The organism is Lonsdalea britannica (genome assembly GCF_946477055.1).
GTDB lineage: Bacteria > Pseudomonadota > Gammaproteobacteria > Enterobacterales > Enterobacteriaceae > Lonsdalea > Lonsdalea britannica_A.
The window spans coordinates 1-19,517 of sequence record NZ_CAMKXG010000033.1 but is presented as its reverse complement, the minus strand read 5'-3'; the positions used below and the strand labels follow the sequence as shown (position 1 = coordinate 19,517).

Sequence of the window (19,517 nt, the reverse complement as noted above, 5' to 3'; positions counted from 1 at the left end):
ATCTACACTATCCTCTTCGTCGGCAGCGTCAGATGTGTATAAGAGACAGGCGCTGACCGATGCCAATACGTTGCTGGCTCATGCCAAACAGCCCATCCTGTATATCGGCGGCGGCGTGGGAATGGCTCGGGCGGTTCCCGCATTGCGCGAGTTTCTGGATACTACGCACATCCCCTGTGTCGCCACATTGAAAGGGCTTGGCGCAGTGGACACGAATTATCCCTACTATCTCGGCATGATTGGGATGCACGGAACCAAAGCGGCAAACCTGATGGTGCAGCAGTGTGACCTGCTCATCGCAGTAGGCGCGCGCTTTGATGACCGCGTAACCGGTAAGCTGAATACGTTTGCCCCGAATGCCAGCGTGATCCACATGGATATCGACCCAGCTGAACTGAATAAACTGCGTCAGGCGCACGTGGCGTTGCAGGGGGATTTAAACCACCTGTTGCCAGCATTAACGCAGTCGCTGCGTATTGATGCCTGGCGCCAGCAAGCGACGTTGATGAAAGCCGAATATCCGTCGCGTTACGATCACCCGGGCGAAGCCATTTATGCCCCGGCACTCCTGAAAACCTTGTCGGAGCGGATGCCCGCTGACACCGTTATCACCACGGATGTTGGACAGCATCAGATGTGGGCCGCCCAGCATATGCAGGTCAATCGTCCGGAAAATTTCATTACATCCAGCGGCCTCGGCACAATGGGTTTTGGGGTTCCGGCTGCCGTCGGCGCTCAGGTGGCGCGGCCTGATGATACGGTCATTTGTATCTCCGGTGACGGTTCCTTCATGATGAACATTCAGGAACTGGGTACGATCAAACGCAAGCGCCTGCCGATGAAAATCGTGCTGTTGGATAATCAACGATTAGGCATGGTCAGGCAGTGGCAGGAGTTGTTCTTCGAAGAACGATATAGCGAAACGACGCTCACCGATAACCCTGATTTCCTGATGCTGGCCAGCGCATTCGGTATCCCCGGCCAAAGCATTACACGTAAAGACCAGATTGATTCCGCTCTGAATGCATTGTTAAACAGCGACGGGCCTTACCTGTTGCATGTGTCCATCGATTCGTACGAAAACGTCTGGCCGCTAGTGCCGCCCGGTGCTGGCAATGAAACTATGTTGGAGGAGAGCGAATGAAACGCCATCAGATTTCCATTCAGGCCCGTTTTCGACCAGAAACGCTGGAGCGTGTGCTGCGCGTCGCTCGCCATCGCGGGTTTCAGGTTTCCGCCATGAATATGACGTCGCAGGACGACGGCGCACAGATCAACATCGAGCTGACCGTTGCGAGTCAGCGGCCGGTCGATTTACTGTCAACGCAATTAAGCAAACTGCTGGACATCTCGCGCGTTGAGATCCAGTCACTGAGAGCATAATAGATACGTGCCTGAGGCACCGAGAAGGAAATTAACGATGACAAAGAAAGCTGACTATATCTGGTTCAACGGCGAAATGGTTCCTTGGGCAGATGCGAAAGTTCACGTGATGTCTCACGCCTTGCACTACGGTACTTCCGTGTTCGAAGGCGTCCGTTGCTATAACTCTCACCGTGGCCCGGTCGTGTTCCGCCACCGCGAGCATATGCAGCGTTTGCATGACTCCGCCAAGATCTACCGTATGCCGCTGTCTCAGAGCGTTGACGAACTGATGGAAGCGTGCCGCGAAACACTGCGCAAAAACAACTTATCGAGCGCTTATATCCGTCCGTTGGTGTTCGTCGGCGATGTCGGCATGGGCGTGAACCCGCCAGAGGGTTACAAAACGGATGTGATCATCGCCGCCTTCCCGTGGGGAGCTTATCTGGGTGAAGAAGCGCTGGATCAGGGCATCGATGCGATGGTTTCATCATGGAACCGCGCGGCGGCCAATACGATCCCGACGGCGGCCAAAGCAGGCGGTAACTATCTGTCTTCGCTGCTGGTGGGGAGTGAAGCCCGTCGTCATGGCTATCAGGAAGGTATTGCGCTGGATGTTCACGGTTACGTTTCCGAAGGTGCTGGCGAAAACCTGTTCGAAGTAAAAAATGGCATCATCTTCACGCCGCCGTTCACCTCTTCGGCGCTGCCGGGAATTACCCGTGACGCCATCATCACGCTGGCGAAACAGAAAGGATACGAAGTTCGCGAGCAGGTGCTGTCCCGCGAATCGCTCTATCTGGCTGACGAAGTCTTTATGTCCGGCACCGCGGCGGAAATCACCCCGGTGCGTAGCGTTGACGGCATTCAGGTGGGTATCGGCAAATGTGGTCCTGTCACCAAGCAGCTGCAGCAGGCATTCTTCGGGCTGTTTACGGGTGAAACAGAAGATAAATGGGGCTGGCTGGATCCGGTAAACCGTTAATCACATCACCAACATTCTTTTCTTACCGGCAGCGCGTTTTGCTGCCGGTCATCTGTTTTAAACTGGAGTAATCAGAGTATGCCTAAGTACCGTTCAGCCACCACCACGCATGGTCGTAATATGGCTGGAGCGCGAGCCTTGTGGCGCGCCACAGGGATGACCGACGCCGATTTTGGCAAGCCTATCATTGCCGTTGTTAACTCATTCACGCAATTCGTTCCCGGCCACGTACATCTGCGCGATCTGGGTAAGCTGGTCGCGGAACAGATCGAAGCCTCAGGCGGCGTAGCCAAAGAGTTCAATACCATTGCGGTCGATGACGGCATCGCGATGGGTCACGGTGGTATGCTCTACTCTCTGCCTTCCCGCGAACTGATCGCGGATTCCGTAGAGTACATGGTGAATGCACACTGCGCGGACGCCATGGTCTGCATTTCCAACTGTGACAAAATCACCCCGGGGATGATGATGGCGGCTCTGCGCCTCAACATCCCGGTCATTTTCGTTTCCGGCGGTCCGATGGAAGCCGGTAAAACCAAACTGTCCGACCAGCTGATCAAGCTGGATCTGGTCGACGCCATGATCCAGGGCGCCAACCCGAAAGTCAGCGATGAAGACAGCCTGCAGATTGAGCGCTCCGCCTGTCCGACCTGCGGCTCCTGTTCTGGCATGTTTACCGCCAACTCGATGAACTGTCTGACGGAAGCGCTGGGCCTATCCCAACCGGGTAACGGTTCTCTGCTGGCGACGCATGCCGACCGTAAGCAGCTGTTCCTCAACGCCGGTAAGCGCATTGTCGAGCTGACCAAACGTTACTACGAGCAGGACGACGATAGCGCGCTGCCGCGTAACATCGCCAACAAACACGCGTTTGAAAACGCGATGACGCTGGATATCGCGATGGGCGGTTCCACCAACACCGTTCTCCACCTGTTGGCCTCTGCGCAGGAAGGCGAAGTTGACTTCACGATGGAAGACATCGATCGCCTGTCGCGCAAAGTGCCGCATCTGTGCAAGGTTGCGCCGAGTACGCAGAAATACCATATGGAAGACGTTCACCGTGCCGGGGGCGTGCTGGGTATTTTAGGCGAGCTGGATCGCGCGGGTCTGCTGCATCGCGACGTGACCAACATTCTGGGTATGTCGCTGCAGGAAACGCTGGCGGCCTACGATGTGATGCAAACACAAGATGAAGGCGTGAAGAAAATGTATGCGGCTGGCCCGGCGGGTATTCGTACCACGCAGGCTTTCTCGCAGGATTGCCGTTGGGATTCACTGGATACCGACCGCAAAGAAGGGTGCATTCGCACCAAGGAATTTGCCTACAGTCAGGACGGCGGTCTGGCCGTGCTGTACGGCAACCTGGCGGAAGATGGCTGTATCGTCAAAACGGCGGGCGTGGATAAAAACAGCCTGGTGTTCCGTGGTCCCGCCAAGGTCTACGAAAGTCAGGATGACGCGGTAGAAGCGATCCTGAGCGGTAAAGTGGAAGCGGGCGACGTCGTGGTCATCCGCTACGAAGGCCCGAAAGGCGGTCCGGGTATGCAGGAGATGCTGTATCCGACCAGCTTCCTGAAATCGATGGGACTGGGTAAGGCCTGCGCGCTGATCACCGACGGCCGTTTCTCGGGCGGAACGTCCGGTCTGTCCATCGGTCATGCTTCACCGGAAGCGGCTAACGGCGGTCTGATTGGGCTGGTGGAAGACGGCGACACTATCGCTATCGACATTCCGAACCGGGGTATTGTACTGGATGTGACTGAAGGTGAGCTGGCCCAGCGCCGGGAAGCGCAGCTGGCTCGTGGAGATGCGGCCTGGACGCCGAAGAACCGCGATCGTCAGGTTTCATTTGCATTACGCGCCTACGCTAGCCTGGCGACCAGCGCTGACAAAGGTGCCGTCCGGGATAAAAGCAAGCTGGGAGGCTAAAGCTGATGGCAGTTTCACAACCCCTTTCCGACGCCCCCTGCGGCGCGGAATACCTGCGGGCGGTTCTTCGCTCGCCGGTGTATGAAATCGCGCAGGTCACGCCGCTGGAGCGGATGGACAAGCTATCCGCCCGGTTGGGCAACGACATTCTGGTGAAGCGGGAAGATCGCCAGGCTGTCCACAGTTTCAAGCTGCGTGGCGCCTACGCCATGATGGCTGGGCTGAGCGATGAACAGAAGTCCCACGGCGTGGTGACGGCATCGGCTGGCAACCATGCTCAGGGCGTAGCGCTCTCCGCCAATCGTCTGGGCATCAAAGCGCTGATCGTCATGCCGGTCGCGACGGCGGATATCAAAGTCGATGCCGTACGCGGTTTCGGCGGCGAAGTGCTGTTGCACGGGGCCAACTTTGATGAGGCCAAAGCCAAAGCCATCGAACTGTCAGAATGTCAAAAAATGACCTTCGTCCCGCCGTTCGACCATCCGGCGGTTATCGCCGGACAGGGCACACTGGCGATGGAACTGTTGCAGCAGGATGCGCATCTTGACCGGGTGTTCGTCCCGGTCGGCGGTGGCGGCTTGGCCGCGGGCGTCGCGGTGCTGATTAAGCAACTGATGCCGCAAATCAAAGTCATCGGCGTTGAAGCCGAAGACTCTGCCTGCCTGCGCGCCGCGTTGGATGCGGGTGAGCCGGTGGATTTGGCCCGCGTCGGGCTGTTTGCGGAAGGTGTGGCGGTCAAACGTATCGGCAACGAGACTTTCCGTCTGTGCCGGGAGTATCTGGACGACGTCATCACGGTCGATAGCGACTCTATCTGCGCCGCCGTCAAAGACCTGTTTGAAGACGTACGTGCGGTGGCTGAGCCGTCGGGCGCCTTGGCGCTGGCCGGGATGAAGAAATATATCCAGCAGCACAATATTCAGGGCGAGCGACTGGCGCACGTACTGTCTGGGGCTAACGTCAATTTCCACGGGCTGCGCTACGTGTCCGAACGCTGCGAACTGGGCGAACAGCGGGAAGCGCTGATGGCGGTCACTATCCCCGAGCAGAAAGGCAGCTTCCTGAAGCTGTGCCAACTGCTGGGCGGTCGCGCCATCACCGAATTCAACTATCGCTACTCCAGCGACGAAGACGCCTGCATCTTCATGGGGGTACGCCTGACGCGCGGTCACGAAGAACGGCAGGAAATTCTGTCCGATCTGCAGGCAGGCGGTTATCAGGTGGTCGATCTGTCTGATGATGAAATGGCGAAGCTGCATGTGCGTTACATGGTGGGTGGACGACCGTCGAAACCGCTGGAGGAAAAACTCTATAGCTTCGAGTTCCCGGAATCGCCGGGCGCGTTGCTGAAATTCCTCATTACGCTGGGAACGCACTGGAATATCTCCCTGTTCCATTATCGTAGCCATGGAACCGACTACGGTCGCGTGTTGGCGGCGTTTGAACTCGCCGAGCGCGATGAAGCATTTGAACGCCATCTGCATGATTTGGGCTATGAGTGTCACGAAGAAACCCAAAATCCGGCTTTTCGGTTTTTTATGAAAGGCTAACGCACCGCTAAGCTTTGCGTCTGGGTAGACCGATGCGCGCCCGCTGGATGTTATTCAGCGGGCGCGTTATCGTTTGAGGGAACAGCGGGTGGCCGTTACGCGTTTCCTTCATTTTTTCTAGGGTGGTCATGAGCCATGACAACAGGATTCAACGGATTTTCGCAACAGGGACTCACCTTTCTGCAGGAGGTGCGTCAACACAACAGCAAAGAGTGGTTCGAAGAACATCGATCTGACTATGAGGCCACGCTTTTAACACCGTTTCGCGCGCTGGTGGAATCGCTTGGCATCACAATGCTGCATATCGATGAGCTTTTTGAAACGCGCCCAACAAAAACCCTGTCGCGTATTCATCGGGATACCCGTTTTTCTCGCGATAAGTCCCGCTATCGCAGCAACATGTGGCTGACCTTTAAGCGCCACCGTAAAAACTGGACTGATGCACCGACCTATTTTTTTGAAATCAGGCCAGACAGTTGGCAGTACGGGTTGGGCTACTACAGCGCCAGTCGACCCACAATGGCGCTGTTCCGGCAGACGTTACTCGAAGATCCGCCTCGTTTTCTCAAGGTTGCAGAGTGTCTGGGCGATGAATTTGTGCTGGAGGGCGAGAGCTATCGCAGGCCGCTTATCAAAGACCAGCCTGCGGCGTTGGCGCACTGGTATAACCGTAAATCGTTCGCGGCAATGGCTATCCGTCAGGATATGTCCGCGCTGTTTAACGGCGAGTTGGTGACGGTACTGGCTGAAGGTTTCACCCGGCTGGAGCCGCTATACCGCTATCTGATGGATATTGAGACGATGAAACGGGCCGAGCAGGCCAGCGCGTTCGACGCCCTGTCCGATCGGTCGTTGTCTCGCTGAAACCGCCGCGCTATTGCGTCTCCTGTAGCGTCTCCCAGAAGGCGGCAATCAGAGGTTCGCTCAGGCGTTTTTTCTGCATACAGATCCCAAGCGGGATGGGCTCCAGAATTTGCTCTTGCAGCACGAACACGCGATTGCGTACGGGCTCTGGGCTGTTTTCCAGCACGACGTCGGGGACCAGCGCCACGCCACACCCTACCGCCACCATCGATACCATGGCTTCATGCCCGGAGACGGTCGCATAGATCAGCGGACTGGCGATCTTCTGATGGCGGAACCAGCGCTCGGTGAGCTTTCTGACCGGTCCGTACTGCGGCAAAATAAAGGGAACCTGGCTCCAGTCAACGTGGGGATCCTGCATTTGGACTTGGACAGGACAAGGCATCGTCGGGATGACCAGCGCGATGCGAATGTTGCCGATAGGGATGAACACCATGCTGGGCGGCAGCAGTTCCGGATGACCCGCGATGCTGAGGTCGGCGACGTTCGAACGAACTTTGTCGACGGCGTCGGCGGCATCGCCCGTTGTCAGCTTGATCTCGACCAGCGGATGGCGAGCGCGAAAACGATCCAGAATCGTCGGCAAATGGCTATAAGCTCCCGTTACCGAGCAAAATACCCGCAGTTCGCCGCTGAGCGACTGGCCGTGCTGGGACATCGCCAGCTGCATTTGCTGATACTGCAACAGCGTTTGTTGGGCGAAGATTTTTAGATGCTCGCCAGCATCGGTCAGTCGCACCGTACGGTTATCCCGTAAAAACAGTGCCTGCCCAATGTCTTCCTCCATGCGCTGTATCTGGCGCGACAGGGTTGACGGGCTGATATGCATAGCCTTAGCGGTGTGACCAAAATGGTGACTTTCCACCAGGTGCAGGAATAATTTGAGATCGCGTAAATCCATCGAATGCAGGCCCTATTTTCACGTTGCATATTATGCAATGCCACGTTGTTAATATATCAATTTAAGCAATGCAATTCCTGTCATATGATGTGTCTATTCCGGGGCCGCCGAGGCGGCAACCCAAAGAAACAACGGCAACTAACACATCATTATGGAGCATCTCCACATGGCTAACTACTTCGATACCTTGAACCTGCGTCAGAAGCTGGCGCAATTGGGCAAATGTCGCTTTATGAACCGCGACGAATTTGCTGATGAAGCTAACTACCTCAAGGGCAAGAAAGTCGTGATCGTGGGATGTGGCGCTCAGGGGCTCAACCAGGGTCTTAACATGCGCGATTCCGGTCTGGATATCGCTTATGCCCTGCGTAAAGAAGCCATCGCCGAGAAGCGTGCTTCATGGCGCAAAGCGACCGAAAACGGCTTTACCGTTGGCACTTACGAAGACCTGATCCCGCAGGCGGATCTGGTGGTTAACCTGACGCCGGACAAACAGCACTCCGCCGTAGTACAGGCCGTACAGCCGCTGATGAAACAGGGCGCTGCGCTGGGTTACTCTCACGGTTTCAATATCGTAGAAGTGGGCGAGCAAGTACGTAAAGACATCACGGTTGTGATGGTTGCGCCGAAATGCCCGGGTACGGAAGTGCGTGAAGAGTACAAACGTGGTTTCGGTGTTCCGACGCTGATCGCAGTACACCCGGAAAACGACCCGAAAGGCGAAGGCATGGCGATTGCCAAAGCCTGGGCTGCGGCGACAGGTGGTCACCGTGCGGGCGTTCTGGAGTCCTCTTTTGTAGCCGAAGTAAAATCCGACCTGATGGGCGAACAGACTATCCTGTGCGGCATGTTGCAGGCGGGTTCTCTGCTGAGCTTCGACAAACTGGTGGCTGACGGTGTTGAACCGGCCTATGCGGAAAAACTGATTCAGTACGGTTGGGAAACCATCACCGAAGCGCTGAAGCAGGGCGGTATCTCCCTGATGATGGATCGCCTGTCTAACCCGGCGAAACTGCGTGCTTACGCGCTGTCTGAACAGCTGAAGACTCTGATGGCGCCGCTGTTCCAGAAACACATGGACGACATCATCTCCGGCGCGTTTTCTCGCGGCATGATGGAAGACTGGGCTAACGGTGACGTGAAACTGCTGACCTGGCGTGAAGAAACCGGTAAAACCGCGTTCGAAAACGCACCGCAGTTCGAAGGCAAAATCAGCGAGCAGGAATACTTTGATAATGGCGTGCTGATGATCGCCATGGTGAAAGCCGGGGTTGAACTGGCGTTCGAAACGATGGTGAGCTCCGGCATCATCGAAGAGTCTGCCTACTACGAATCACTGCACGAACTGCCGCTGATCGCGAACACCATCGCCCGTAAGCGTCTGTACGAAATGAACGTGGTTATTTCCGATACGGCAGAATACGGTAACTACCTGTTCGCCAACGCCGCGGTGCCGCTGCTGAAAGAGAAATTCATGAGCAGCCTGCAGCCGGGCGATATCGGTAAAGCCGTTGCCGCGACCGCAGTAGACAACGCACAGCTGCGCGACGTTAACGAAGCCGTTCGCAACCATCCTATCGAAGTGGTAGGTAAGAAACTGCGCGGCTACATGACCGACATGAAACGTATTGCGGTTGCAGGATAATCCTGCACGTCGATAAGACGTGATTCCGACAACAAAAAAGGGCGCAACGAAAGTTGCGCCCTTTTTGATCGAGCTTATCCGCAATGGCATCAGCGCGAGAATGGTCGGTGGATCACCCGCCAGTCCGGTTCACAAGATCAGCGGCGGTACAGCACTTTGATGATGTGATAGCCGAACTGGGTTTTGACCGGTCCGCAGGGCTTGAGCAGTTCGCAGGAGAACACGGCTTTATCAAACGTCGGCACCATATCGCCCTGGCGAAATTCGCCCAGGTCGCCGCCGTTGCGTTTGGACGGACAGGTTGAAAACTTCTTGGCTAACTGCTGGAAGTCTGCGCCTTGTTCCAACTGGGCCAGGATGTCGTTGGCCTGCTGTTCCGTATCGACCAGAATGTGCAGCGCCGAAGCTGTTTTTGCCATGGAATATACCTTTTTTAATCGGGGGTTGCTGGCAGGCACTGTAACCCGCGTGCAATACCAATAGCAATGCGCGTTGTCTCGTCGGCGACCACTTCCGCCGATCCTCCTCCGCGACTTTTGCTACAATCGCCTTCCGTTTGAACAAAGAGCAAGATGTCCCATGCGCTTAAACCCCAGCCAACAACACGCCGTCGAGTTTGTTACCGGTCCCTGCCTGGTCCTGGCCGGCGCCGGTTCCGGTAAAACGCGCGTTATCACGCAGAAGATAGCCCATCTGATACGGGAGTGCGGCTATCAGGCGCGTAATATCGCGGCGGTCACCTTTACCAATAAGGCGGCCCGCGAGATGAAGGAGCGTGTGGCGCAGACGCTGGGACGAAAGGAAAGTCGCGGCCTGATGATTGCGACCTTCCATACGCTGGGGCTGGAGATCATCAAGCGCGAATATGCCGCGCTGGAAATGAAGTCCAATTTCTCCCTGTTCGACGATCAGGACCAGCTGGCGCTGCTCAAGGAGCTGACGGAGATCTGGTTGCAGAATGACAAAGAGCTGCTGCAACAGTTGATCTCGACGATCTCCAACTGGAAAAACGATCTGATCGAACCGCCCCAGGCCGCTGCGCTGGCTCGCTCGGAACGGGATCGCCTGTTTGCGCACTGTTATCAGCTCTACAGTGAACACCTGCGCGCCTGCAACGTATTGGATTTTGACGATCTCATCCTGCTGCCAACGCTCTTGTTCCGGCGTAATGAACAGGCCCGCGAACGCTGGCAGCATCGCCTGCGTTATCTGCTGGTGGATGAATATCAGGATACCAACACCAGCCAGTACGAGCTGGTTAAACAGTTGGTGGGCAGCCGAGCGCGCTTTACCGTGGTCGGCGATGATGACCAGTCGATTTATTCCTGGCGCGGCGCACGTCCGCAGAACCTGGAACTGCTACAGCACGACTTTCCTGCGTTACAGGTGATTAAACTGGAGCAGAATTACCGTTCGTCCGGACGCATTCTAAAAGCAGCCAATATCCTTATCGCCAACAACCCGCACGTCTTCGAGAAACGGCTCTATTCGGAGCTGGCGTATGGCAATGAACTGAAGATTATTACCGCCAATAATGAAGATCATGAAGCTGAACGGGTGGTCGGCGAACTGATCGCGCATCACTTCATTAATAAGACCCAGTACCGCGACTACGCCATCCTTTATCGTGGCAATCATCAGTCGAGACTGTTCGAGAAAGTGCTGATGCAAAACCGCATTCCTTACAAAATTTCCGGCGGTAGCTCGTTCTTCTCTCGCCCAGAAATCAAGGATCTGCTGGCCTACCTGCGCGTGTTGACCAATGCTGACGATGACAGCGCGTTTTTGCGTATTGTGAATACGCCAAAGCGTGAAATCGGTCCGGCCACGTTAAAGAAGCTGGGTGAATGGGCGAATCAGCGCAACCGCAGCCTGTTTCACTCCAGCTTTGACGTGGGACTCTCTCAGGTGTTGACCGGCCGCGGTCTGGAATCGCTCCAGCGTTTTACGCAGTGGCTGGCAGAGATTGCTCGCCAGGCGGAACGGGAGCCGGTCGCGGCGGTGCGCGATTTGATTCACGGGTTAGATTACGAAAGTTGGTTGTATGAAACCTCCCCCAGCCAGAAAGCGGCGGAGATGCGCATGAAGAACGTCAACCAGCTGTTCACATGGATGACGGAAATGCTGGAGGGAAGCGATCTGGACGAGCCGATGACGCTGACGCAGGTCGTCACGCGCTTCACGTTGCGAGACATGATGGAACGCAACGAAAGCGAAGAAGATCTCGATCAGGTGCAGCTCATGACGCTGCATGCCTCCAAAGGGTTGGAATTCCCGAATGTCTATCTGGTCGGGATGGAAGAAGGATTGCTGCCGCATCAGACCAGTATCGATGAAGACAACGTCGATGAAGAGCGGCGGTTGGCCTATGTCGGCATCACCCGGGCGCAAAAAGAGCTGACCTTCACGATGTGTCGCGAGCGCCGTCAGTATGGCGAATTAATTCGTCCGGAACCCAGTCGGTTTCTGCTGGAGCTGCCGCAGGACGACGTAGAGTGGGAAACGGTGAGAAAAGTGGTGAGCCCACAGGAGCGAATGCAGAAAGGGCAAGGGCATTTGGCGAATATTCGCGCCCAGCTGGCGAAGGCGAGAGGCAAAGAGTAGTTCCGCGCCTATCACCCTACGTTTCGACGCAGGCCAATAGACCGCTGTCGTCATCTGGACACGCCTAGAGGGAAAAAGAAATCCCGCCAAACGAGAGGACTCGCTGGCGGGATTTTTCGTTCCGACGTTATTGCGTCAGCGTCTTGCCGTCCAGGGTCACGTTTTTCACCGTCCCGATTTTCCACGGCGTGGTGCCGTTGAGCAGGTTCGTGAAGCCCACGTGATTGAACGTACTATCCTGAACATCGTCGATTGAGGCGGGAGGGACGCCGTCCAGCGTCACATTATTGAAGTTAAGCTGACTGTGCCAAATCCCCTTGTCGCTGTCGCCGACGATCTCAATCGATGGATAGGCGCCGGAAGTGCCCTGCACCGTGACGTTACTGACCGCAAAGTCGTAAAAGCGAGCGGGCGTTTGGGCTGCCGGATAATCCACGGTCGCGTTAGCGTCCGAATAGCTCAGCGTGACGACTACCGCCTGTTTAACGATATTCTTCATCGCATTATTGCGAAATATCACGCCATGCGCGCCGCCGCCAATATCCGGCGCGCTCTTGGCGCGCAGGCCGACGTCGGTTTTCTGCATCACATTGTTTTCCGCCACAATATCTTGTATCCAGGCGCCGGTGTGGCTGCCGGTCACTATCGCGCCATGTCCCATACGGAAATAGTTATTGAACAGCCATGCGCCTTTCATGGGTTCTTGCTGGCTGGCGTTTTCGCCCGTACCGGCGGCGAAGTTGATGCAATCATCGCCGGTGTCAAAGACGTTGTTGAAGGCCATCACGTTCTGGCTGTTACCAAACTCCACGCCATCGGCGTTGTTCGCGTCGTAGGTCTGGTGCGTCAGACCATTCACCACCGCATTGTGGTTTTCCAACAGCATGATGCCGTGGAACGCAGGGTTGCGGACGGTGAAATTGGCAAGGTAGACGTTTTCCACACCCCGTAGCGTCATCAGGCTGGAGCGGCCCTGACCGTAGGCCAATTTGGCGTCAACGCCGTTATTGACCAGCTTATCCACCTGATTTTTGGCTAAAATTCCGTCCTGACTCACTTTGCTGCTGTTGCTGGCCACGTATTGCGGCAGCGTCGTGTTGGCTTCATCCGTCACCGTGGCGTTGGTCGCACGTTTCCAGCCGTTACCATCGATGACGCCTTGACCCACGATGCGGATGTTTTTGAACGTCCCCGGCGCACTGCTGTTTTTGTCGATCGCGTTAATCAACGATGCCGGGCGGGTAAAACTGGAGTAGGGATACAGCGTATAGCCGTCGGGATAATCGCTAGGGTTGTCGGAACCCAGCAGCGTTGCGCCCTTGACCAGATTCAGCGTCATATCGCTTTTCAGCCACAGGGCGCCGGTTTTGTATACGCCTGCAGGGACATCCACGCGGCAGCCCGCGTTACAGGCGTCGATGGCTTTCTGAATGGCGGCTGTGTCCAGCGTCACGCCATCGCCTTTCGCGCCGTATTGGGTAATGTTCAACACCTGCGGCTCGCGGGTAGTTGTGGCGGTAACGACGTTGCTGTCGCTGGATACTGTGCCGTCGGCATAAATGACCCGTACGGTAAACTGATATTGAGTCTCCGCCTTCAGGTTATCAATCCGTGCGTTGTGTATGACGATCCGATGCTGAAAGTGGTCGGTATCGTTTTTATAGAACGCAGAGATATAGGGGCTGGCGGGCGAGCTGGCCGCATGGTTCTCGCTGGCCAGGCCGATAGGCTTTCCGTCCTGATAAATTTGATAGTCGACGATATTGGATGTGTCTTCCGGCGCGTCCCACACCAATACGACGCTATGATCATCGTAGGCGAGCGTGGGTATGCGCAGCTGTTGGGGAGGGTTGTCGGCAGCTGACGATGCGCAGGTAAATACTAGCAATGCGGCGGCCGCGCTCAGGGAGAATCCTTTCATCCTTGATCCTTAGATTTTAAATATAGGGGTAGCTGTAATGATGATTTTTAATGAAAACATCACGTTACGGCAACGATACGTCCTGTATCGATTCAGGGCTGGAAAAACATCGCAGATTTTGAGGAGCGAGGGAAGGTATGGGCAACAAAATGTTACCCTTTACTGATGGGTCAATCAGGGCTTTCCTCAATGAGGAGCGGCCAGTGGACATAACTTTGCCAGCGACTTTCCTGCTCCAGCATTTCGGCCCGCAGCGGATACAGGGACAGCCATCCGGCAGGTAAAATGACCCGCAGCGTTTCACCTTCCGCACGGAGCCTGACGGCAGGCAGCGTATCGTCCCGGCGACGACTGGCGAAGATAATCGCCAGTCGCAGCAGGCGACATAAATGCTGCGCCTGAGACACCGGCAGCGCATTTTGCTGCGTTAGTGGAATAGGATCGAGCGTATTACATTGGTTGTGGAGCAGGGTGGCCAGGAGTTTTTTCTGAGCCGGTGTAAACCCGGGGAGATCGCTGTTGCGGATGAGATAAGCGGCGTGATGGGAGGCCTGACGGAAGTCGATGCTGAGTCCGATTTCGTGAATCAGACTCGCGCTGCGTAGGAGCTCCCGACATCGATCGTCCAACTGCCAGTCCTGAACCAACTGCTGTGCGAAATTGTCCGCCAACGCGCTGACGCGCCGCGCCTGCTCGCCATCAAGAAGATAGCGCTGTTGCAGATTATGCAGGGTACGGGAGCGGATATCCTGCCCAATGGGCAAATGCAGCATGCCGTACACCAGTCCTTCGCGAAGCGCACCGCCTGCCAACGTCATGGTCTGGATGCCCAACTCGTGGAAGATCGCCAGCAGGATGGACAGGCCGCTTGGGAAAACCAGCGCGCGCTCTAGCGTCAGCCCATCGATTTCGAGTTCTTCCAGCTTGCCGCACTGAATCGCACGTTGCTTAAGCTGTTGCAGCTTGGCTAACGTGATGTACTCATCCATCCCTTGTGCGACCATGATCTCCTGCAGCGCCTGTACGGTGCCGGAGGCACCGACGCAGATCTGCCAACCTTGCGCCAGCAGGCTATCTTTTACCGTACGCACCATTTCTCGCGCCGCTTCTTCAGCGCGGGCAAAATTTGCCTCGCCCAGATTACGGTCCGCGAAGTAGCGTTCCAACCAAGTCACGCAGCCCATCGGCAGGCTGAACAGCTGGTTGGTCTCTGCGCCGGTGCCGGTCGCCAGTTCAGTGCTGCCACCGCCGATATCGACGACCAGTCTTTGTTCCGGACCGCCGGTCGTGTGGGCCACGCCCTGATAAATAAGTCGAGCTTCTTCTTCTCCGCTGATTACCTGAACCGGCACGCCCAAAATGCGTTTTGCCTTGTCCAGGAACTCATCGGCATTAGAGGCGAGCCTGAGAGTCGCCGTCGCAACGACGCGTACCTGATCTTGCGGGATGTCCTGCAGATGTTCCGAGAACAGTTTCAGGCATTGCCAGCCGCGCTCCATCGCTTCCTGGGACAGGCAGCTCTGCGTGTCCAGTCCCGCGGCCAATCTGACTTTGCGTTTGATGCGGGACATGGTTTGTATGCTACCGGCCACTTCCCGGACGACCAGCATATGAAAACTGTTGGAGCCCAAATCAATGGCAGCGTAGAGCGAAGAAGAACTTAGCATCGACATGAGAGCATCAACCCGGCCGTCTACGGTTGTTGTTACGAGGACCACTGCTGCGGCGCTGTGAATTCTGGCGGCGCGGGCCGGAAGCAGAACGCGGACGCGTCAGGCGTTTCGGCGGCGGAAAATCACTCAGTAGCGCTTCGCTGTTGTACTTGCTGACCGGAATACGATGCCCGGTGTACTCTTCAATCGCAGGCAGATTTAGCGCGTACTCTTCGCAAGCCAGGCTGATAGAACAGCCGCTTTCACCAGCACGGCCGGTACGACCGATACGGTGAACGTAATCTTCGCAATCATCCGGCAGGTCGTAGTTAAAGACATGCGTGACCAATGGAATATGCAGGCCGCGTGCGGCGACATCGGTCGCAACCAGAATGTCGATATTGCCGTGAGTGAAATCTTCCAGAATGCGCAGGCGTTTTTTCTGCGGCACATCGCCCGTCAGCAGTCCGACGCGGTGACCATCGGCAGCCAGATGACCCCAAACGTCTTCACAACGATGCTTGGTGTTAGCGAAGATGATGCAACGGTCCGGCCACTCTTCCTCGATGAGCGTCTGCAGCAGGCGCATCTTCTCTTCGTTAGAGGGATAGAACAGCTCTTCTTTGATGCGGTGACCTGTTTTCTGTTCCGGCTCTACTTCCACATATTCCGCATTGTTCATCTGCTCGAAAGCGAGTTCGCGAACACGGTAGGACAGCGTGGCGGAAAACAGCATGTTAAGACGCTGGTCGGTGGCTGGCATGCGTCGGAACAACCAACGGATATCTTTAATGAAGCCCAGATCGTACATACGATCCGCTTCATCCAGCACGACAACCTGAATTGCGCCCAGATTAACGTAGTTCTGCTTGGCGTAGTCGATCAGACGACCAGTAGTGCCGATCAGAATATCAACGCCGCTCTCCAGCACCTTCAGCTGTTTGTCGTAGCCGTCGCCGCCATAGGCCAGGCCCAGTTTCAAACCGGTGGCTTTAGCCAGCGCTTCGGCGTCTGCGTGGATCTGCACGGCGAGTTCACGCGTCGGCGCCATGATCAGCGCGCGAGGCTGGTTGGTTTCGCGTTCAGCCGAAGCGGGATGGGAAAGCAGATAATGGAAAGTAGACGCCAGAAACGCCAGCGTCTTGCCGGTACCGGTTTGCGCCTGACCTGCGACATCACGGCCTGACAACGTCAGCGGCAATGTCAGTGCCTGAATCGGCGTACAGTTATGAAACCCTTTACTTTCAAGCGCTTCTATAACCTGCGGGTGCAGTGCGAAGTCGGAAAACTTCTGTTCGGTTAAGTGTGTTTTGCTCATAGTATGGTAGAATATCAGCTAACTATTGCTTTACGAAAGCGTATCCAGTGAAATAAGAAATAAAGCCAACCCCAAGGTTGGTTAATGCTACACCAACTGGTTGGACATAATCCTGCGGAGTAAAACATGAGCGATAAAATTATTCACCTGACCGACGGCACTTTCGATAAAGACGTATTGCAGGCCGAGGGCGTAACGCTGGTTGATTTCTGGGCTGAATGGTGTGGTCCTTGTAAAATGATCGCTCCCATTCTGAATGAAATCTCCGAGGAATACGCGGACAGACTAACTGTAGCCAAACTCAACATTGATGAAAACCCGGCTACGGCACCTAAATATGGTATTCGCGGAATCCCGACTCTGCTGCTGTTCAAAAATGGCGAAGTGGCGGCCACGAAAGTTGGTGCATTATCCAAAGGTCAGCTGAAAGAGTTCATCGAAGCTAACCTGTAATTCGCACTGAACAGGGCGGTTCCCTGGGCGTCTTCCGGCAATGAGAATTTCTCTTACTGACCGCTGGACGCCCACAGGGAAGCATGCTAGATTCATCCTCACTGCATATCGTACTTACCTGTAGTTTGAGCTCTTCGGGCTTGAGCCTAAAGTTAGAATCTAAAGTAATATCCTGTGTCAAAATCGGAAAAAGTCATTTAAGTTAACGATGTTCTTCCCCCCGGTTTGGCAATCTGACAGTTATAAATTAATTTGTTTTGAAGGTTACTTCGATCTTTGCCGTGTGTATGCGCAGAGTCCGCATGATTCAGTCCGGCACAAAGCTGGCATTCGGTGATTGAAGGCCGTTATAAGAGGCACGGATGATCCTGCCATACCATTCACGTTAATAGTTCGAGATTTACCCCGAGTTTAAGAACCCACCATTATGAATCTTACCGAATTAAAGAATACGCCAGTTTCTGAGTTGATCACTCTTGGCGAAAATATGGGGCTGGAAAACCTGGCCCGCATGCGTAAACAGGACATTATTTTCGCCATACTGAAGCAGCATGCAAAGAGTGGCGAAGATATTTTCGGCGATGGTGTGCTGGAAATATTGCAGGATGGGTTTGGTTTTCTACGTTCCGCCGACAGCTCCTACCTCGCCGGTCCTGATGATATCTACGTTTCTCCCAGCCAAATCCGTCGTTTCAACCTCCGTACTGGCGATACCATTTCCGGTAAAATTCGCCCCCCCAAAGAAGGCGAACGTTATTTCGCTCTGCTGAAAGTTAACGAAGTCAACTACGACAAACCGGAAAATGCCCGCAGTAAGATTCTGTTCGAAAACCTGACGCCACTGCATGCCAATTCGCGTCTGCGTATGGAACGCGGCAACGGTTCTACCGAGGATTTGACGGCTCGCGTATTGGATCTGGCTTCTCCGATTGGTCGCGGTCAGCGTGGTCTGATTGTGGCGCCGCCGAAAGCGGGTAAAACCATGCTGCTGCAGAATATCGCGCAGAGCATTGCCTACAATCACCCGGACTGCGTGCTGATGGTGCTGCTGATCGACGAACGTCCGGAAGAAGTGACCGAGATGCAGCGTCTGGTAAAAGGCGAAGTTATCGCGTCTACCTTTGACGAACCGGCGTCTCGCCACGTTCAGGTTGCCGAAATGGTGATTGAGAAAGCGAAACGTCTGGTAGAGCACAAAAAAGACGTCATCATTCTGCTGGACTCCATCACCCGTCTGGCTCGTGCCTACAACACCGTCGTTCCGTCCTCCGGTAAAGTGTTGACCGGTGGTGTAGACGCCAACGCCCTGCATCGTCCTAAGCGTTTCTTCGGTGCGGCGCGTAACGTTGAGGAAGGCGGTAGCCTGACAATCATCGCCACCGCGCTGGTCGATACCGGTTCGAAGATGGATGAAGTGATTTACGAAGAGTTCAAAGGTACCGGTAACATGGAACTGCACCTCTCTCGTAAAATCGCAGAAAAACGCGTCTTCCCGGCCATTGACTACAACCGTTCCGGTACGCGTAAAGAAGAGCTGCTTGCCAGCTCCGAAGAGCTGCAGAAAATGTGGATTCTGCGTAAGATCATCCACCCGATGGGTGAGATCGACGCGATGGAATTCCTGATTAACAAACTGGCCATGACGAAGACCAATGATGAGTTCTTCGACATGATGAAGCGTTCGTAAATTACGCTACCGGTTTGAGAAAACGCCACGCTGAGTCGTGGCGTTTTTTATTTTGCTCTATAATGCTCGCGTGGAAGAGTTTTGGCGTAATCACGTGCTGCTTAGTGCATCACCTCATGCCTTGCCCATATACCGTTTTGTCCTGTGCTCTTCATGCTTTTGTCTATGAAAAGTTAGGTAAAAATAAGGCATTCATAAAACAGCCAGTTGTATTATCAAGCGCTGTAAATCGTGAACATACTCATGATGAGTACTCAATTAGCGTCTACATTTCTGTTTTCTTTCCTTTTTCTGCTGCTGGCTCGCAAAGTGGCAAGAAAAAGCGGGCTGGTCGATCGCCCCAACTTCCGCAAACGTCATCAGGGACTGATACCGTTGGTGGGAGGGATTTCGGTTTATGCCGGGGTCTGCTTCACTTTTCTCATGACCGATGACTACATTCCCCATGCCCGACTCTATCTGGTCTGCGCGGGGATTCTGGTCGTCGTCGGTGCGCTCGATGATCGCTACGATATCAGCGTGCGGCTACGCGCGACGGTGCAAGCGGCGGTCGCCGCGGCGATGATGGGATTTGCTGGCCTGACGCTCCAACACCTGGGTTACATCTTCGGTGACTGGAATCTCAGTCTCGGGCCTTTCAACTATC

Annotated in this window: 14 protein-coding genes and 1 pseudogene; 10 read left to right on the top strand and 5 right to left on the bottom strand. The window is 55.1% G+C overall.

Features of this window, described 5'->3' with window-relative positions:
• The first annotated feature begins 1,140 nt into the window (after window positions 1–1,140).
• The 5 genes from ilvM (at window position 1,141) to Q7O77_RS04205 (ending at window position 6,690) form a co-directional block, all read left to right on the top strand.
• Entirely contained in the window at window positions 1,141–1,383 is a 243-nt protein-coding gene (gene ilvM / locus Q7O77_RS04225) for an acetolactate synthase 2 small subunit (protein ID WP_085652149.1), read from the top strand.
• 37 nt (window positions 1,384–1,420) lie between these two features.
• Complete coding sequence (locus Q7O77_RS04220; protein ID WP_304163760.1) at window positions 1,421–2,347, top strand: branched-chain amino acid transaminase; 927 nt, start codon at window positions 1,421–1,423, stop codon at window positions 2,345–2,347.
• A 78-nt stretch (window positions 2,348–2,425) separates the two neighbouring features.
• Complete coding sequence (gene ilvD, locus Q7O77_RS04215) at window positions 2,426–4,276, top strand: dihydroxy-acid dehydratase (protein ID WP_304163759.1); 1,851 nt, start codon at window positions 2,426–2,428, stop codon at window positions 4,274–4,276.
• A gap of 5 nt (window positions 4,277–4,281) precedes the next feature.
• Complete coding sequence (gene ilvA / locus Q7O77_RS04210) at window positions 4,282–5,826, top strand: threonine ammonia-lyase, biosynthetic (RefSeq protein ID WP_304163758.1); 1,545 nt, start codon at window positions 4,282–4,284, stop codon at window positions 5,824–5,826.
• Window positions 5,827–5,961: 135 nt separating this feature from the next.
• The gene (locus Q7O77_RS04205) at window positions 5,962–6,690 is read left to right on the top strand and encodes a DUF2461 domain-containing protein (RefSeq protein ID WP_304163757.1); all 729 of its coding nucleotides are present in this window, start codon (window positions 5,962–5,964) and stop codon (window positions 6,688–6,690) included.
• Window positions 6,691–6,700: 10 nt separating this feature from the next.
• Here the strand turns inward: Q7O77_RS04205 and ilvY are convergent, their stop codons facing one another.
• Complete coding sequence (gene ilvY, locus Q7O77_RS04200; protein ID WP_085652154.1) at window positions 6,701–7,591, bottom strand: HTH-type transcriptional activator IlvY; 891 nt, start codon at window positions 7,589–7,591, stop codon at window positions 6,701–6,703.
• A 166-nt stretch (window positions 7,592–7,757) separates the two neighbouring features.
• Here ilvY and ilvC point away from each other — a divergent pair, with 166 nt between their 5' ends.
• The gene (gene ilvC, locus Q7O77_RS04195; RefSeq protein ID WP_304163756.1) at window positions 7,758–9,236 is read left to right on the top strand and encodes a ketol-acid reductoisomerase; all 1,479 of its coding nucleotides are present in this window, start codon (window positions 7,758–7,760) and stop codon (window positions 9,234–9,236) included.
• Window positions 9,237–9,373: 137 nt separating this feature from the next.
• On the opposite strand, the gene ppiC is transcribed toward ilvC, so the two are convergent.
• A complete protein-coding gene (gene ppiC, locus Q7O77_RS04190) occupies window positions 9,374–9,655 on the bottom strand; it encodes a peptidylprolyl isomerase PpiC (RefSeq protein ID WP_026739275.1) in 282 nt (93 codons plus the stop codon).
• A gap of 160 nt (window positions 9,656–9,815) precedes the next feature.
• Here ppiC and rep point away from each other — a divergent pair, with 160 nt between their 5' ends.
• A complete protein-coding gene (gene rep / locus Q7O77_RS04185) occupies window positions 9,816–11,840 on the top strand; it encodes a DNA helicase Rep (protein WP_304163755.1) in 2,025 nt (674 codons plus the stop codon).
• A 127-nt stretch (window positions 11,841–11,967) separates the two neighbouring features.
• Here rep and Q7O77_RS04180 read toward each other — a convergent pair whose 3' ends face one another.
• The 3 genes from Q7O77_RS04180 to rhlB all read right to left on the bottom strand — a co-directional run bounded on the left by Q7O77_RS04180 (window position 11,968) and on the right by rhlB (window position 16,731).
• Window positions 11,968–13,761 carry a glycoside hydrolase family 28 protein gene (locus Q7O77_RS04180; protein ID WP_304163754.1) on the bottom strand — a complete coding sequence of 598 codons (1,794 nt, stop codon included), beginning with the start codon at window positions 13,759–13,761 and terminating at the stop codon, window positions 11,968–11,970.
• A 170-nt stretch (window positions 13,762–13,931) separates the two neighbouring features.
• Complete coding sequence (gppA, locus tag Q7O77_RS04175) at window positions 13,932–15,428, bottom strand: guanosine-5'-triphosphate,3'-diphosphate diphosphatase (RefSeq protein ID WP_304163762.1); 1,497 nt, start codon at window positions 15,426–15,428, stop codon at window positions 13,932–13,934.
• Between the two features lie 13 nt (window positions 15,429–15,441).
• A complete protein-coding gene (gene rhlB / locus Q7O77_RS04170; protein WP_304163753.1) occupies window positions 15,442–16,731 on the bottom strand; it encodes an ATP-dependent RNA helicase RhlB in 1,290 nt (429 codons plus the stop codon).
• Window positions 16,732–16,857: 126 nt separating this feature from the next.
• Between rhlB and trxA the strand changes: the two genes are divergently transcribed.
• The 3 genes and pseudogenes from trxA to Q7O77_RS04155 all read left to right on the top strand — a co-directional run.
• Complete coding sequence (gene trxA / locus Q7O77_RS04165) at window positions 16,858–17,184, top strand: thioredoxin TrxA (protein WP_026739280.1); 327 nt, start codon at window positions 16,858–16,860, stop codon at window positions 17,182–17,184.
• Window positions 17,185–17,611: 427 nt separating this feature from the next.
• A complete protein-coding gene (gene rho, locus Q7O77_RS04160) occupies window positions 17,612–18,871 on the top strand; it encodes a transcription termination factor Rho (RefSeq protein ID WP_027063767.1) in 1,260 nt (419 codons plus the stop codon).
• 231 nt (window positions 18,872–19,102) lie between these two features.
• Window positions 19,103–19,517: pseudogene (locus tag Q7O77_RS04155) on the top strand (undecaprenyl-phosphate alpha-N-acetylglucosaminyl 1-phosphate transferase); the annotation flags it as partial.

Excerpts from the sequence above, each read along its gene's own strand:
- ilvM (WP_085652149.1), top strand. The coding sequence starts at position 1,141 with ATGAAACGCCATCAGATTTCCATTCAGGCCCGTTTTCGACCAGAAACG.
- Q7O77_RS04220 (WP_304163760.1), top strand. The coding sequence starts at position 1,421 with ATGACAAAGAAAGCTGACTATATCTGGTTCAACGGCGAAATGGTTCCT.
- ilvD (WP_304163759.1), top strand. The coding sequence starts at position 2,426 with ATGCCTAAGTACCGTTCAGCCACCACCACGCATGGTCGTAATATGGCT.
- ilvA (WP_304163758.1), top strand. The coding sequence starts at position 4,282 with ATGGCAGTTTCACAACCCCTTTCCGACGCCCCCTGCGGCGCGGAATAC.
- Q7O77_RS04205 (WP_304163757.1), top strand. The coding sequence starts at position 5,962 with ATGACAACAGGATTCAACGGATTTTCGCAACAGGGACTCACCTTTCTG.
- ilvY (WP_085652154.1), bottom strand. The coding sequence starts at position 7,591 with ATGGATTTACGCGATCTCAAATTATTCCTGCACCTGGTGGAAAGTCAC.
- ilvC (WP_304163756.1), top strand. The coding sequence starts at position 7,758 with ATGGCTAACTACTTCGATACCTTGAACCTGCGTCAGAAGCTGGCGCAA.
- ppiC (WP_026739275.1), bottom strand. The coding sequence starts at position 9,655 with ATGGCAAAAACAGCTTCGGCGCTGCACATTCTGGTCGATACGGAACAG.
- rep (WP_304163755.1), top strand. The coding sequence starts at position 9,816 with ATGCGCTTAAACCCCAGCCAACAACACGCCGTCGAGTTTGTTACCGGT.
- Q7O77_RS04180 (WP_304163754.1), bottom strand. The coding sequence starts at position 13,761 with ATGAAAGGATTCTCCCTGAGCGCGGCCGCCGCATTGCTAGTATTTACC.
- gppA (WP_304163762.1), bottom strand. The coding sequence starts at position 15,428 with ATGCTAAGTTCTTCTTCGCTCTACGCTGCCATTGATTTGGGCTCCAAC.
- rhlB (WP_304163753.1), bottom strand. The coding sequence starts at position 16,731 with ATGAGCAAAACACACTTAACCGAACAGAAGTTTTCCGACTTCGCACTG.
- trxA (WP_026739280.1), top strand. The coding sequence starts at position 16,858 with ATGAGCGATAAAATTATTCACCTGACCGACGGCACTTTCGATAAAGAC.
- rho (WP_027063767.1), top strand. The coding sequence starts at position 17,612 with ATGAATCTTACCGAATTAAAGAATACGCCAGTTTCTGAGTTGATCACT.